General features: G+C 61.0%; 13 protein-coding genes. 7 read left to right on the forward strand and 6 right to left on the reverse strand.

Annotation, left to right across the window (positions count from 1 at the left end; genetic code table 11):
- Window positions 1-191: 191 nt before the first annotated feature.
- Window positions 192-2,720 carry an OmpA family protein gene (locus tag RRH01S_RS02850; protein ID WP_037218545.1) on the forward strand — a complete coding sequence of 843 codons (2,529 nt, stop codon included), beginning with the start codon at window positions 192-194 and terminating at the stop codon, window positions 2,718-2,720.
- A gap of 50 nt (window positions 2,721-2,770) precedes the next feature.
- Here the strand turns inward: RRH01S_RS02850 and mobB are convergent, their stop codons facing one another.
- Genes mobB through RRH01S_RS02865 form a run of 3 tightly spaced genes read right to left on the reverse strand, consistent with a single transcriptional unit; the run spans window position 2,771 to window position 4,870 of the window.
- Entirely contained in the window at window positions 2,771-3,301 is a 531-nt protein-coding gene (gene mobB / locus RRH01S_RS02855) for a molybdopterin-guanine dinucleotide biosynthesis protein B (protein WP_012651650.1), read from the reverse strand.
- On the reverse strand, window positions 3,298-3,948 hold the full coding sequence (gene mobA / locus RRH01S_RS02860; protein ID WP_012651649.1) for a molybdenum cofactor guanylyltransferase MobA: 651 nt from the start codon (window positions 3,946-3,948) through the stop codon (window positions 3,298-3,300). Before mobA ends, mobB begins: the two co-directional genes overlap by 4 nt.
- Before the next feature lie 10 nt (window positions 3,949-3,958).
- Window positions 3,959-4,870 carry a DMT family transporter gene (locus tag RRH01S_RS02865; protein WP_007696502.1) on the reverse strand — a complete coding sequence of 304 codons (912 nt, stop codon included), beginning with the start codon at window positions 4,868-4,870 and terminating at the stop codon, window positions 3,959-3,961.
- Window positions 4,871-5,200: 330 nt separating this feature from the next.
- On the opposite strand from RRH01S_RS02865, the gene RRH01S_RS02870 reads away from it, so the two are divergent.
- Together RRH01S_RS02870 and RRH01S_RS02875 are read left to right on the forward strand one after the other, a co-directional pair.
- Window positions 5,201-7,750, forward strand: a complete 2,550-nt coding sequence (locus RRH01S_RS02870) for a methyl-accepting chemotaxis protein (RefSeq protein WP_012651648.1) — start codon at window positions 5,201-5,203, stop codon at window positions 7,748-7,750.
- Window positions 7,751-7,964: 214 nt separating this feature from the next.
- Entirely contained in the window at window positions 7,965-8,762 is a 798-nt protein-coding gene (locus tag RRH01S_RS02875) for a class I SAM-dependent methyltransferase (RefSeq protein ID WP_012651647.1), read from the forward strand.
- A gap of 34 nt (window positions 8,763-8,796) precedes the next feature.
- Here the strand turns inward: RRH01S_RS02875 and moaA are convergent, their stop codons facing one another.
- Window positions 8,797-9,846: a GTP 3',8-cyclase MoaA gene (moaA, locus tag RRH01S_RS02880; protein ID WP_034519339.1), complete on the reverse strand. Its 1,050-nt coding sequence runs from the start codon at window positions 9,844-9,846 to the stop codon at window positions 8,797-8,799.
- 134 nt (window positions 9,847-9,980) lie between these two features.
- On the opposite strand from moaA, the gene RRH01S_RS02885 reads away from it, so the two are divergent.
- Both RRH01S_RS02885 and RRH01S_RS02890 read left to right on the forward strand, forming a co-directional pair.
- A complete protein-coding gene (locus RRH01S_RS02885; RefSeq protein WP_042469902.1) occupies window positions 9,981-10,355 on the forward strand; it encodes a gamma-butyrobetaine hydroxylase family protein in 375 nt (124 codons plus the stop codon).
- Between the two features lie 32 nt (window positions 10,356-10,387).
- Window positions 10,388-11,587, forward strand: a complete 1,200-nt coding sequence (locus RRH01S_RS02890; protein WP_042469904.1) for a low temperature requirement protein A — start codon at window positions 10,388-10,390, stop codon at window positions 11,585-11,587.
- Here the strand turns inward: RRH01S_RS02890 and RRH01S_RS02895 are convergent.
- Entirely contained in the window at window positions 11,581-12,066 is a 486-nt protein-coding gene (locus tag RRH01S_RS02895; RefSeq protein ID WP_034519342.1) for a MarR family winged helix-turn-helix transcriptional regulator, read from the reverse strand. The two genes, RRH01S_RS02890 and RRH01S_RS02895, sit on opposite strands and share 7 nt — an antisense overlap.
- A 47-nt stretch (window positions 12,067-12,113) precedes the next feature.
- On the opposite strand from RRH01S_RS02895, the gene RRH01S_RS02900 reads away from it, so the two are divergent.
- Together RRH01S_RS02900 and RRH01S_RS02905 are read left to right on the forward strand one after the other, a co-directional pair.
- Entirely contained in the window at window positions 12,114-13,088 is a 975-nt protein-coding gene (locus tag RRH01S_RS02900; RefSeq protein ID WP_007696487.1) for an alpha/beta hydrolase, read from the forward strand.
- 57 nt (window positions 13,089-13,145) lie between these two features.
- A complete protein-coding gene (locus RRH01S_RS02905; RefSeq protein WP_012651642.1) occupies window positions 13,146-13,754 on the forward strand; it encodes a pyridoxamine 5'-phosphate oxidase family protein in 609 nt (202 codons plus the stop codon).
- A gap of 54 nt (window positions 13,755-13,808) precedes the next feature.
- Here the strand turns inward: RRH01S_RS02905 and RRH01S_RS02910 are convergent, their stop codons facing one another.
- The gene (locus RRH01S_RS02910; protein WP_012651641.1) at window positions 13,809-14,876 is read right to left on the reverse strand and encodes a GGDEF domain-containing protein; all 1,068 of its coding nucleotides are present in this window, start codon (window positions 14,874-14,876) and stop codon (window positions 13,809-13,811) included.
- Window positions 14,877-14,934: the final 58 nt, after the last annotated feature.

Below are 14,934 nucleotides of genomic sequence, written 5' to 3' on the forward strand. Positions count from 1 at the left end.
AATGAAAGCCGTCTGGCGTATTCAGCTAGGGTTAATTCAGCCCTCCTAATAGTGCCGGAACAATACGCCCCCTTGCCGCGATTCAACCCTACGAAGAACGAAAATCGGCCGGGATCATGAGACATCGCCTCTGCGGGCTTGCATCCGCAACCCGGCGGATAATGACGATAAGATAAGAGGAGACCCCATCTATGGGAAAGCGATCCAGACTATTTGCCAGCGCTGCATTCCCGCTGCTTTCGCTGTCGCTTGCATTTGAGCCGGTGGCTGCCGCCGCGCTGCGAGACCAGGCCATTATGCCGCTGAGCAATGACGCCGGCGGATCGGTCGCCGTCAACGGTGGGGCAAGTTTCGAAGTTGCCCAGGAGCAGCCTCAGGGCGGCCAGTCCGAGGAAGAGCTGCGCAAGCACAAGAAGCCGGGTGAAGCCGAACAGGGCGAGCCGCAGGGCCAGAAGCACGAGGCAGCGCCCGCGCAGCAGGGCGGAGCCGAGCCTCAGCATAAGGCGAAGGAAGCGCAGCCCGAGGCGGCGCCGCAACCGCAGAAGCATCAGCCGGAAGCGACGCCGCCGAAGGCCGCCGAGCCACAGGCGGCTCCGAAACAGCAACAGGAGCAGCCCGCAGAGAAGCCACCGGCACAGAAGCCGCAGGCTCAGCCTGAAGCCAAGCCGCAGCCAAAGGCCATAGAGCCGCAGGCGCAAGAGCCGGCCGAGCCGGCGCCGAAGCCGCATAAGCAACCTGCTGAGCAGCAGCCAACGGCTCAACCGGAAGCAAAGCCGCAGCCGAAGGCCGCACCTGAGACGCAGCAGCAAGGCCAGCCCGAGCAAAAGCAGCACCAGAAGCCGCAAGGCCAGCCAGCCGAGCCGGCACAGCAGACAGCACCCGCCAAGCAGCCGGCACCGGCCGCGCAGCAGCCTCAGGCCCAGCAGGCTCAGCCGGAGACTGAAACTCAGCCCGCGCAGAAACCGCATCAGAAGCCTCAGGCTCAGCCTGCCGAGACAGCGCCACAACAGAAGGCACCGGCGCAGCAGCCGGCCGAACAGCAGACGGCACCTGCCCAGCAACCGGCGCCAGCCGGGCAACAACCGCAGGGTCACAAGACCCAGCCTGAGACCCAGGCTCAGCCGGCAACGGAGGCAGCACCCGGTAACCAGCAGGGACAGAAGCCCGGCGGTGACAAGACGCACGGTAAGCCACAGCAAGGCCAGCAAGGCGAGCAACAGCCTGCAGGCAATGCCCAGCAGCCGGCGCAGAAGGGCGAGCCGCAAGGTCAGCAGAGCCAGCAGCCAAATCAAGCGGCTCCGCAAACCGGCAAGCAGCCGCAGCCCGCCAATGAAACCGGCGCTCCCGCGCAAGGCACGGCCACGCCGGTGCCTGCGAACGGTACAGCGCAGCCCAACGGCGCTGCCCAGCCGGGCGCCGAGACGGCGGTTCCCGCCAGCCAACCGGTCTCGCCGCAGGAGCTCGAGCGTCGCAAGAAGATCGCGGAAAATCCCGCCGAGAGCAAAGGGCCCGTCATCCTGCCGGTCCAGAACGGTGCCGCCGTGCTGGATAGCGACAAGGATGCGGCCCGTCGCGGACATCGCCAGGGCGGCCAGAACCCCGGCGGTCAGGGTGGTGCTCAAGCAGGGCAGCAGGGCCAGGTAGGCCAAGCTCCGGTAGGCCAGGGCCAAGCGGGTCAGGGGCAGAACGCCCGGACGCCGCCGCCGGCCGCCTACACGAAGCCGCCGACCTCCGATGCCGAGGCACAGCGCGCGGCGGGCGGTCAGCAACAGCCACCTGTGAAGATGGAAGCCGTGACCAGCGAGCAGGGCCGCCGGATGGATGGTCGGCCGAATTTTACGGCGCCGGGCGGAACGACGGTCCAGACCATCATCAATCAGGACAACCGCACCATCGTGAATGTCGACAACAACTATGTCGTTCGCCATGACGATACCGAACGCTTTGTCCGCGGCGGTGAGCGTCCGACCTACGAGCAGCTTCCGCGGGACCGCTATCGCGAGACCATCGACCAGCCGGACGGCGATCGCATCATCACCGTGCGCAACCGATACGGAGACATCATCCAGCGGTCGCGTGTCGATGCGGACGGCCGCGAATATGTGCTGTTCTATTCGCCGGAGCTTGAACAGCAGCCGGATCACGACGACTATTTCCGCGATCCGGGCGACAGCCTGCCGCCGATGCGTCTGCTCATTCCGCTGAGCCAGTACATCATCGACACCGGAACCGAGCGCGATTCGGACTATTACGACTTCCTGCGTGAGCCGCCGGTTGAGCCTGTCGAGCGCATCTATTCGGTCAATGAAGTGCGCTATTCCGCTCGTATCCGCGACAAGGTGCGCCGTATCGATCTCGATACGATCACCTTCGCAACCGGCAGCGCGGAAATCCCGATGTCGCAGGCGAGCACATTGCGCGGCGTCGCCGATGCTATCGGCCAGATCATCAAGAAGGATCCGACCGAGACCTTCCTGATCGAAGGTCATACGGATGCCGTCGGATCGGCGGAGAGCAACCTGATCCTCTCCGACCAGCGGGCGGAATCGGTCGCCAAGGTGCTGAGCGATGTCTACGGTGTTCCTCCGGAAAACCTGGTGACTCAGGGATATGGCGAGCAATATCTGAAGGTAAACACGCAGGGGCCGGAGCAGGAAAACCGCCGCGTCACCATCCGCCGTATCACGGCGCTGGTGCGTCCGGTCGCTTCCAACCGGTAAAATCTTCTTGTCTCATGATGCAAAGGCCGTCGGGAAACCGGCGGCCTTTGTCATTTGGAGGGTTGGCCGAGCCCGACCGTCGCGGTGATGAAATCGGCGATCGCCTGAGTGTCGTCGAGATCAAAGACGGTCAGTGCGCCGGCATTCTCGACTGGATGATCAGCGGCGATGGCGACGATATGCGGGTCTTGCGGTGCGAGAGGTTCGTTCTTCGCGGCCTCCAGCCGGCGTGCCTCGATCTTCGGGATCGGTTCGCGCTTGTAGCCTTCGATCAGGACGAGGTCGCAGGGCGCGATCCGAGCGAGGATTTCTTCGAAGCTCGGCTCCGGAGCGCCGCGCAGTTCGTGCATGATGGCGTAGCGCGTGCCGGAAACGATGGTGACTTCATGCGCTCCGGCCTCGCGATGGCGAAAGCTGTCGGCGCCGACCTTGTCGATGTCGAAATCATGATGGGCATGCTTGATGGTCGAAATCTTGTAGCCGCGAAGGGTGAATTCGGTGACCAGGCGCACCGCAAGGCCGGTCTTGCCGGAATTTTTCCAGCCGGCGATGCCGAAGATTTTCGGGCGCGGGGTTGTCATGGGGTCCTCTCCAGTGCCGCGAGCCATTTTTCCGCGTCGATCAGGTCGTCAGGCCTATTGATGTTGAAGAAGGGGTCGAGCGGGCCGATCGCCGTTTCGATGGTCGGAAAATCCACCGTCCGGACGAGGTGACGCGCCAGGAAGTCCCGGACGCGCCGTTTCTCATCCGCGAGAAGCCACGATTCGAGATCGTCGGCGATGGAGACGGGCCAGAGACCGAAGACGGGATGATCACGGCCGAGCGATGTAGCGATCGCGATGTCATTCCGGCCTTCGATGGGCTCCGCCAACTGTGCGACTAGATCGATCGGGAAAAACGGGCTGTCGATCGGCACGGTGACGAGATGGGAGGCGTGGGGATGATGTGTCGCTGTATAGCGCATGGCGGTGAGCACGCCGGCGAGGGGCCCAAGCTTGCCGGGAATAGTGTCGGGAACCAGCGGCAGTCCTTCCGTATCCGGCCAGTCGGCATCGGCGTTGAGCGCAACCGGTATTGTCTGTCGCTGCCCGATCCGTGTCGCGATGCGCGTCAGAAGTTTTTCGCCACCGAGCGAAACGAATGCCTTGTTCACACCCATTCGGCTGGAGCGACCCCCGGCAAGCAGGAAGGGCGGGACTTCGGCGGGATCTGCGATGAAGCCGGGCATGCTGGCGACCTCAGGCGGGCACACGCGGCTCTGATTCCTGGGCGATAGGCTGGGCCGCTTGCCGCTTTCTCTCCCGATAGAATGTATAGATGCCGGACGCGATGACAATGGCGGCGCCGATGAAGGTCCAGACATCCGGCACCTCGCCGAAGAAGAGCAGGCCGAGCAACGCCGACCAGATCAGGCTGACATAACGAAACGGCGCGACAAAGGAGATCTCGCCGGTTCGCATCGCCAGGATGGTCGCCTGATAACCGATCAGCACCAGGACCGATGCCAGCAGGATATGCGAGAACGAGGTGAGGCTGACCGGCTGCCAGCCGCCGAGCGGTGCTGTCAACAGAGCGCCGAAGATCGAAATTGAAACTGCGGTACACACCGTCACCATCAGCGACGGTACGTCCTTATTGATGCAGCGCGTGGCCAGATCGCGCGCGACGGTGACAAACATGCAGGCAATGGAAAGCAGGGCGGCCGTTGTAAATCCTTGGGGGTCGGGGCGGACGATGATCAGTACGCCGGCGAAACCGACGATGATTGCCGCGCAGCGCCGCCAGCCGATAGGTTCTTTGAGAAACAGCGCCGCGCCGAGCGTGACGGCAAGCGGCACCGCCTGCTGAATGGCCGAGGCATTGGCGATGGGCATCATTCCAAGCGCGGTGATGTAGGTTCCCGCCGCGATCGCCTCGCAGGCGATGCGCAGGGCGATCATCGGCTGCAGGATGACTTTCCATGAGCGCAGGGCACCCATGTGCCGGGCGAGCAGATAGACGATGATGCTGGTGAAGAGCCCACGGATAAAAATGATCTCGCCGGCATTCATCACCGAGATGACCGATTTGGACAGGGCATCGCTACAGGCAAAGCCTGCCATTGATGCGGCCATGTAAAGGGCACCCTGCGTATTCTTGGTCCGCGGCATGAAACGATTCCCTGGATATATCAGTTTGACCTACTGTGCTTTTCGTCAAATTGGAATCGCTCATAGTCTGTTGGTGGTGGAATTCGATTGTGCGCTGCAGCGAAACTTCCAGTTGATCGCGTGCCTGGCTTCGATGAAATCGCAAAACGAGACAGAATTTCGGATTTTTCGTAGATTGCACCACCTTTTACGTGTGCGCTTAATTCTTATTCAATCTTATTTCCCGAGGCTCCCACTCGGTTTTGCATGACGCAGAAGCATCTACCGCAGCGCAGCAGGAATGATGATCCCGCCTTCGCCGGATACCAACCAATTTGATTGGGGCGTGGCATGTTCTTCATTGATCGTCTTCTGCAAAGTCGCAGGATCGTGACCAAGGTTCTGATTTTCGTTGTGCCGCTGGTGGTGTTGATCGCCGGTGTCGGCATGGTCGGTTATCACACGGCCAATATTCTCAACGGGCATATGACCGTGACGCGGGCGACGATCGAAAACATCAGCGATTTCGAGAATTTGCAGGCGGCGCTGCAGGAATTCACCACCTCGCCGTCCGATGAGACGCGCCAGGCTCTCACCGGCAAGATCGATGCGCAGGAGGCCGGTGTTCAGCGCCTGAGCGGCCTGCTCAGTGACGACCAGCGTGCCAAGATTTCCACCGTCGGCGCCTTGGCGGACAAGATGCGTGCCCAGACGGCTGCCCTTTGGACTATCAGGCAGAAGCAGGACAGCGATGTCGATGCGATCCGCAAGGCGGTGCAGGGCATCGAAGCCGGCGGCAAGGCCGCCGCCAAGCAGATCGACATCATCCGCAAGGAATTCAGCGACAAGGAAACCTTCGCCAAGGAGCTGCTCTACGATGCGGCCGCCTACAAGGGCCTGTCCGAAAAGATGAGCAACCTGCGCATCCAGGTGCAGATGGCTGCCGACGCCGATGAGGAAATCACCGATGCGCGCACCTATGCCGATGCTATTCTGAAGCAGCTGACCATCTCGCAAGCCCTCGTCTCCAAGCGCGGTGCCGGACTGGTGAATAACGCAGCCGACGCAGCCAACAAGCTCGACGCCCTGCTGAAGGGGAGCGGCACGTCCGACCAGAAGGTCGAGGCCATGGGGCCGATCCTGCAGAGCTTCGTGAAGATCGAGGGCGACATGACCCTGCAATCGGCCAAGAATAGCGACACCGCCGCCGATCGCTTCGTCAGTCTCGACAAGATCATCGACGGCCAGAAGGAGCTTCTGGATCGCGTCGACGCGGCGCTCGGCATCATCGATCGCCTGACATTGCATGCGTCACGCATGGAGAATGTCCGCGACGCTGCCTCGCGCGATGCCGTCATCACCGATCTGAAGGATCTGCAGGAGGTTGCCGCAAAGATTTCGGCACTCGGTCCGACCAACGCCACCATGCGCGACTTTGCCTCTCGTATTCAGCCGCTGATCGACGGCGTGACCAAAGGATCGGCCGATCTGCTGCAGACTTCCGCCGATTGGAAGACGACGCGGGTCGACTCCAACGGCATATTGGCTGATGCGATGACCTCGCTGCGTGGCTTCGTCGCCCAAGCCCAGGAGATCGGCAAGGAAGACAGCGAGCGTTCGGCCAATGTCTCGGTTATCGCCATGATCCTCGGCACGCTGCTGGCGATCGTCGGTGGCCTGATGCTGGTGGAGACGCTGCGCGGACCGCTGAAGCGGGTGACCGAGATTATGACGCGGCTTGCAAGCGGCGATCTGGAAGTGGCGATCGACGGCCGCAATCGCGGTGACGAGATCGGCGACATGGTGCGCTCGGTCACCGTCTTCCGCGATGCTGCTGTCGAAAACGTCCGGCTGGAGCGGGAAGCGGAGAGTGCTCGCGCTCTGTCGGCGGAAGAGGCTGAGCGCCGAGCCGCAGACCGCGCCCGCATCGAGGCCGAGCAGAAGCAGGCGCTGAATGCGCTCGCCGACGTTCTTGCCAAGCTTGCCGACGGCAATCTCGAGGAAAGCATGCGCGAAGACCTCTCCGCTGATTTCGTCGAAATGGCCTTTACCTACAATCATGCGATAGAAGCTCTGCGCGAGACCTTGACGGATGTTCGCTACACCGCCGAGGAGATCAAGGGCGGCACCGGCAATCTCGCCATGTCGGCCGACGACCTGGCGCGCCGCACGGAACAGCAGGCGGCGGCGTTGGAGCAAAGCTCGCGGGCGCTGCATCGCCTCAGCGACGTCGTGCGCTCCACTGCCGAGCGCGCCAAGCAGACGGCGCTTTCGGTGAACGAGACACAGGCCTATGCCAGCCAGTCCGGCGAAGTCGTCGCCAAGGCTGTTGGCGCGATGAGTGAGATCAATCGCTCGTCGGAAAAGATCGCCACCATCATCGGCGTCATCGACGAGATCGCGTTCCAGACCAACTTGCTGGCGCTGAACGCCGGCGTCGAAGCGGCTCGCGCTGGTGATGCCGGCCGTGGCTTTGCCGTCGTCGCCCAGGAAGTGCGTGAATTGGCGCAGCGCTGCGCCAACGCGGCAAAGGAGATCAAGGGGCTGATTTCCGCGAGCTCTGCACAGGTGCGCAGCGGCGTGCATCTGGTCGAGCAGACCGGCTCGGCGCTGTCGGAGATCATCAGGCACGTTACCGGTGTCCAGAAGCTCGTGTCCGATATTTCCTCCGCGACCGCCGAACAATCGACCGGCATCGAAGAAGTCACGCGGGCGGTTGGCGAAGTCGAACTGATCACGCAGAGGAATGCGGCGATGGTCGAGGAGAACAATGCCGAAATTCACGGCCTGCGCCAGCGCGTCGACACGCTTTCCGAGAAAATCGACCGCTTCCGCACGGGCGATGGTGATGAGACCCACGAGAGCTATGACAATGGCGTTCAGCGGCATCGCGCCGCCTGATAATTTACTTTAGAAGGTCGTCATAATTGGCGAGAGTGGTTGGGATTTCCCCAGCTAGCGAAAAGGAGGGTGTGGGTGCCAAGCCCGTTTGCACCATGGCCGTTGCCGCACTTTTCCTTGCTTGGAAGATCGACCTCAAGCATTCTGCACATTCCGTTGTTGCAAAACGGGTAACTGATCGGAACTTTCGTCAAACTGACTTCAGAGGCATCGCATGTCCTCCATAACCACCGGTAACGAAAAGCAGTATGGCGACAGCCGAAAGCTTGCCGCGCGAGGCCGCCTCAACCGCGAATATACGATTGCCGAGACCGGCTGGTTTCCATGGGTAGCGGGACAGTTTCCTCTTAAAGCTGGAGATCGCATTCTTGATGTCGGTTGCGGTCCTGGCTGGTTCTGGGCGGCTACGGTCGACAATCTGCCGGAAAGCCTTGACCTCACTCTTTCCGATCTTTCCCCCGGCATGGTGCAGGAGGCGGTTGAACGGTGCCGGCCGTTGGCGTTCGGCCGCGTTACAGATCAGCAAGCCGACGCGACTGCATTGCCCTTCGAGGACGGTTCTTTCGATGCGGTCATCGCGATGCATATGCTCTACCATATACGGGATCAGTCGCTGGCCATCGCGGAGATGTATCGTGTGCTCAAGCCGGGCGGTTTCCTTGCGGTGACAACCAACGGGGCCGGCAACATGCGCAAGATGTATGAACTGACGACCGTGTTCGGCAGTCCTCCCTATGATCCGGCCGGGGCTGCTTTCGGTTACGATACCGCAGAACGGCTCATGCAAGCCCAGTTCGGGAATGTCACCATGACGCAGCACCCGGCCCGCCTGCGGGTAACCGAGCCGGAAGACGTATTTTTGGCGCTCACGTCCTATCCGCCGGGTGAAGGGGCCGACGAGGTGCAGCTTGCCGCATTTCGGGATGCAATTGCCGAGGCTTTTCGGGCAGGCGGCGGTGCGCTGGAAACCGAGAAGGAAACCGGCCTGTTCATCAGCCGGAAAGCGGCCTGAATTGCCGCGAATTCCTTAGTCTTGCGGCTGCAAATCAGCCGCCGGTGACGCTCATATGGCGCGCGACCGCGGGCCTGTTGTGGGTGCGGTCGATGATGAAATCGTGGCCCTTCGGCTTGCGGGTGATGGCTTCGTCGATGGCGGCGTAGAGGAGGCCGTCGTCTTCGGTGGCCCGCAGGGCGGTTCGCAGGTCGGCGGCATCGTTCTGGCCGAGGCACATATAGAGCGTGCCGGTGCAGGTGAGACGCACGCGGTTGCAGCTCTCGCAGAAATTATGGGTCATCGGCGTGATGAAGCCGAGCCGGCCGCCGGTTTCCGCGACTTCGACATAGCGGGCTGGGCCGCCAGTCTTGTAGGGGATATCGGCAAATGTGAATTGTTGCTCTAGGTCGGCACGCAGCTTGGAAAGGGGCAGATACCGGTCGGTGCGGTCTTCCTCGATCTCGCCCATCGGCATCGTCTCGATGACCGTCAGATCCATGCCTCGACCATGGGCGAAGCGCAGCATCTCGGGGATCTCGGCGTCGTTGAAGTCCTTCAGCGCCACGGCATTGAGTTTGATTTTCAAACCAGCCTTCTGCGCGGCGTCGATGCCTTCCATCACCTTGGCGAAATCGCCCCAACGGGTAATAGCGCGGAACTTGTCGGGGTCGAGCGTGTCGAGCGAGACATTGATGCGGCGTACGCCGCAATCGTAAAGCTCGTCGGCATGGCGGGAGAGCTGCGACCCGTTGGTGGTCAGCGTCAATTCTTCGAGCTCGCCGGTATGAACGCGCTTGCCGAGTTCGCGTACCAGAAACATGATGTTCTTGCGCACCAGCGGCTCGCCGCCGGTCAGCCTGATCTTGCGCACGCCCTTGGCGATGAAGGCGGAACAGAGCCGGTTCAGCTCTTCCAGCGTCAGCAGGTCCTTCTTTGGCAGGAAGGTCATATTTTCCGACATGCAATAGGTGCAGCGGAAATCGCAGCGGTCGGTTACGGAGACGCGCAGATAGGTGACTGCCCGACCGAAGGGGTCAACCATCGGTGACGCATCCGCCACCAGGGGCGATCCGTTGCCTATCGTACCGACAATGCTGTTCACGAAAACCTCCGTTACCATGCTAATGTGTGCATAGGCGATTGTTGCGTCAAGGGAAATGCATTTCGAATGCACTTGCGCGTGAAGAAGCGTCGGCCTACTTCTCCAAACAGACATTGAAACGCATGGGAAAATCGATGGGCGACGTCTGGCCAACCGAATTGAGAGTATCGAAGGACCGTCATCATCTGGTGGTGAGCTTCAACGACGGTGCAAGCTTCGATCTGTCGGCGGAAATGTTACGTGTGCTGTCGCCATCGGCCGAGGTGCAGGGGCATGGGCCGGGGCAGAAGATCACGGTGCCGAGCAAGCGCAATGTCGGGATCATGTCGATGACGCCGACCGGAAACTACGCCGTACGCATCGGCTTCGACGACATGCACGATACCGGCATTTTCACCTGGACCTATCTACGAGAACTCGGCGAGAAAGGTCCTGAGCTTTTCGCGGCCTACGAGGCCGAATTGAAGGAAAAGGGCTTGAGTCGCGATGTGGCCGGCAAGCCTCGCTAACATAGGCTTTTTTTAAAAAAACGGGGGCAGGCATGGTCGGTCGGGGCAGGGAAAGCTGGCTGCGCGTCAAAGGCGGCAAGAGCGAAAGCAAGGTCTCTTTCATCGAATTGTTTTTCGATCTCGTCTTCGTCTTCTCGATTTCCCAGCTATCCCATGCCTTGGCCGGCCATTTCACACCGCTTGGCGCTCTTGAGGCCATCATGCTGGTCTTTGCGGTCTGGTGGGTATGGGTGTTTACGGCCTGGGTGACGAACTGGCTCGATCCCGAGCGCATGCCGGTACGCATCATGCTGCTGGTGTTGATGTTTGCCGGCCTGGTACTCTCGGCCTCAATCCCGGACGCCTTCGGCGAAAAGGCCATCTTTTTCGCCGGCGCCTATGTCTTCATGCAGGTGGGTCGTTCGCTGTTTGCCGCCTATGTCCTGAGGGGCGTCAATCCCGGCAATTATCGCAATTTCCTGCGCATCTCGAGCTGGCTGATCCTGTCGGGCATCTTCTGGATTGCCGGAGCGATCCTGGGAGGCGAGGCGCAGGTGGTGCTGTGGCTTGTGGCGCTCGTGATCGAATATGCGTCTCCCGCTTTGGGCTTCCGCGTGCCCGGTCTCGGCAAATCGACCATCGAGGATTGGGATGTCTCCGGCGCGCATCTCGCCGAGCGCTGCGCGCTGTTCATCATCATCTGCCTGGGTGAGGCAGTGCTGCTTGCGGGCAAGACCTTTGCGGAGGAGCCGCTTTCGCTGCTGATGATCGCCGTGTTCATCATTGCCTTCGTCGGTACCGTGGTCATGTGGTGGATCTATTTCCAATTCGGCCATGAGCGCGCCGCCCATCGCATCGAGCACGACGACACGCCCGGCGGCCTGGCGCGGCAGGCCTTCACTTATGCTCATATTCTCATTCTTGCCGGCATCATCCTCAGCGTAGTCGGCGACGAATTCCTGTTCTCGCATGCCCGCGATGAGGCCGACCTTCACACCGCAGCCGCCATTCTCGGCGGCCCGGCGGTGTTCCTCGTCGGCAATCTCTGGTTCAAGGGCGCGACGACCGGTCGGCCGCCGCTATCGCATCTCGCCGGCCTTGCCGGATTGGCATTGCTGCTTTTGACGCTGCCGATGGTCGTGGTCTATCAGCTCGGCATTCTTGCGACGGCCGTGCTGATTGTCGTGGCGATCTGGGAGTATGCTTCGCTGTCGCGCGCCGTACCGCTTGCCCGGCCGCCGGGCCATCACTGATCGCCGACGGCTTCCAAGGGCTCGCGCTCGTCCTGCAGCAGCAGACCGATAATGCGTTCCATATGCCTTGTCATCAGTTCGCATTCCTCGACGGGCGCGTCTGACAGCATGCGGCTTATAAGATCGTTCTGGATGATGATGGCCTCTTCCGTCACCCGCCGACCTTCTTTGGTGAGATAAAGCCGCAGGACACGTTTATCGTTTTTATCGCCGCGCCGCTCAATCAGGCCGCGCTTTTCCATCTGCGGCAAAAGCATGCTCATGTTCGAGCGCCCGACCAGCAGCTTGCGTGCCAGTTCCTGCTGAGAAATGCCCTCGAAACGAAAGAGATTGATGAGGATATCGAGATGCGGCGTCTTGATGTTGAGATGACCGAGCGCCCGGCTGAGCGATTGCTGCATCAGCTGGCAGGCGCGGGCAACGGCAATCCAGCTATGAAAACGCGGATGATCCCAAGGGAGGGATTGATTTTTGTTCATCATTGTACTTTATTGTTCATAGTTGAACATATTTAGAGATTCCCACTATGCCATCCTTTGCGCTCAAGGTCACCCGGCTGGGATTATCCAGCCTCAGTCGTGTTTCGCCAAGGCTTGCCGGTCGGGCTGCCTTCAAGCTCTTTTGCCTGACACCGTCGCGTCTGCCCCAAGGCGCCAAGGCCAAGGCCGCTCATGCCGAGGGCAGGGCACGGCTTGCTTCCGCCGAGGCGATCATGCTGTCCTTCCCCGGAGGGCGGGCAATGGCCTATCGCTTCAACGGCGGTGCCAAGGGCCGACGTGAGCGTTATCTGGTCGTCCATGGGTGGGGTTCCAGCAGCGAATACATGTCGGAACTGGCTGCTTTCCTCGCTGATACAGGCGCCGAGGTGATCGCGCTCGATTTGCCGGGCCATGGTCGTTCGCCGGGGCGGTTCCTTAATCTGCGCCTTGCCGTTTCCGCCATCGCCGCGGCGGCGGAGCGGTTTGGCGCCTTTGATGCGACCATCGGTCACTCCTTCGGCGGAGCTTCCGTCGCGCTGGCGGCGGCAGGCTTCTTGCCGGGTGTTGAGCCGGTTCTGCCGGAGCGGCTGGTGCTGATCGGTGCTCCGAGCGCGATGGGCTGGCTGTTCACCGATTTTGGCGGGCTGATGGAACTCAACCCGAAGACCCAGATGGCGCTTGAGGCGGAGGTTGGCCGGGTCACCGGCAGACCATTGAAGGACTATGATGCAGGGCGTGGCGTTCGTGATCTCGGCAGGCCTATGCTGGTCGTTCATGCCGAGGACGACAAGGAGGTCAGTGCAGACCATGCCCGCGCCTATGAGAAGGTGGGCGGCGATGTTCGCATGCTCTGGGCGAACGGTTTCGGCCACCGCCGCATCGTCGGCGCCGCTCCGGTGCTGGAGGCGATCGGCGAATTCCTGGCGGAGGCGCAAACTGCAAACGGAGACGAAAATGCGCTCGAAACCGACGGTGAAACGGTGATATCGTTTTCCCGGAATCGAGCGCGGCGCGTGTCATAGCCACGTCATGCCTTGTGCCTAATCCACCGGATCCGGTTCGAAAAGACGTGAGGCAACATGAAGATCATTACTTCCGTTGAAGAATTGAATGAACTCTATGGCGGTGCCGGCGAGGCCGCGACCGCCAAGGTGACGAATGCTCTGACGCCGCTTTATCGCTTGATGATCGAGGCCTCACCGTTCATGGCGCTGGCAACGGTCGGTCCGGAAGGGCTGGATTGCTCGCCGCGCGGCGATCTCGGCGGCATCGTGCGGGTAGAGGACGACAAGACGCTGTTGCTTCCCGACTGGCGCGGCAACAACCGCGTCGATTCGCTTGCCAATATCGTCCGCGACCCCCGTATTGCGCTGATGTTCCTGATCCCGGGCTCGAACACGACGATGCGGCTCAATGGCCGCGCGGTCGTTTCCATCGAGGAAAGCCTGCTGGGAAGCTTTGAGATGGATGGCAAGCATCCGCGCAGCGTCGTGGTGATCACCATCAATGAAGTCTACTTCCAGTGCGCGCGGGCGGTAATGCGTGCGGAGCTCTGGAATACTGAGAGGTTCATCGATCCTGCGAACCTGCCGACGCCTGGCATGTTGCTGAAGGCGGCGAAGGGCGATTTCGACCAGGAAACCTATGACCGCGAATGGCCGGTGCGCGCCGCCAAGAGCATGTGGTAATGAAAGCTGCTGGCGTCTCCAGAGGAATGGTGCCGGCGGCCGTTGGCCTCGATTTTATGTCTTGTAGATAAGCCAACTTTTCGCGAAGTCTTTCTGCATGCCGTTCTGATAGACGTAGCTGCAATTGCGTCCGGCATTTTTGGCGGAATAGAGCGCGATATCCGCCTTGCCGTAGAGTTCGCCAGGATCCGTGGCGTCGGAGGCCATGCAGACACCCAGTGAGATGGTGATCGGGCCATAATTCACCCTGGTGCGTGAATTCTTGAACGGCGTTGCCTCCAGTGCGCGACGGATGCGTTCGCAGGTCGCCAGCGCGTCATCCGGCGTATAGCCTTCGAGGATCAGTGCAAACTCCTCGCCGCCGGTACGCGCGACGAAGGCCTCTCGGCGGACGTTGGCGCGAATAACGGAGGCGACGGTTGCTAGGATCTTGTCGCCGACCGGATGACCGTAGTTGTCGTTGATTTTCTTGAAATGATCGATGTCCGCCAGCACCAGCGCCGTCACGGGCCTGGCCATCTGGTTGTCGAAAACGGCAGCCAGGCGGTCGTCGAAGGCGCGGCGATTGGAGAGGCGTGTCAGCGCATCGGTGTTAGCGATGCGCTTGTATTCGTCCAGCTCCTTGCGGACCTGGTCCATTTCCTGGCTGCGCTGGTTGACGTTCTCGACGGTCCGCTCACCATGCGCCATGGTGTCGCCGGTCGCTTCGGTCAGGATGTCGATAGCACCGCGCAGCAAGTCGACGCTGTTGTGATTCTTGGACATGATGCGCTGGCAGGTTTCGCCAAGCAGCCGGTTGTAGCTTTCCAGAGAGGTCTGCTCTTGCTGAAGCGCGCGCAACACGCCATCCAATTCGGTAATGATGCGGGTATGAGCCTCATCGAAAATACGACCGGAATGGCGGGCGAAATGCCGCGCGCTGATCGCATCCAGCTCTTCTTGCGTGGCGTTGCTGCCGAGGGCGGCGAGTTCGCGGGTCAGGACAGGATTGGAGCCGATATAGGCTTCGTAGAACAGTTCATAATTCCGCGGGATGGGTGCGACACCCATGGACCGCATGGCATAGGTAATCTGTCCTGCCACGTCGGGAACTTGCGCCTTGGGCGCAATCACCGTATTCATCGGCGAACTCCATAATATCAATTCATGAAAGCACTAACTTTACTTAGCCTAAGAATCT

The organism is Rhizobium rhizogenes NBRC 13257 (genome assembly GCF_000696095.1).
Classification (GTDB): Bacteria; Pseudomonadota; Alphaproteobacteria; order Rhizobiales; family Rhizobiaceae; genus Rhizobium; species Rhizobium rhizogenes.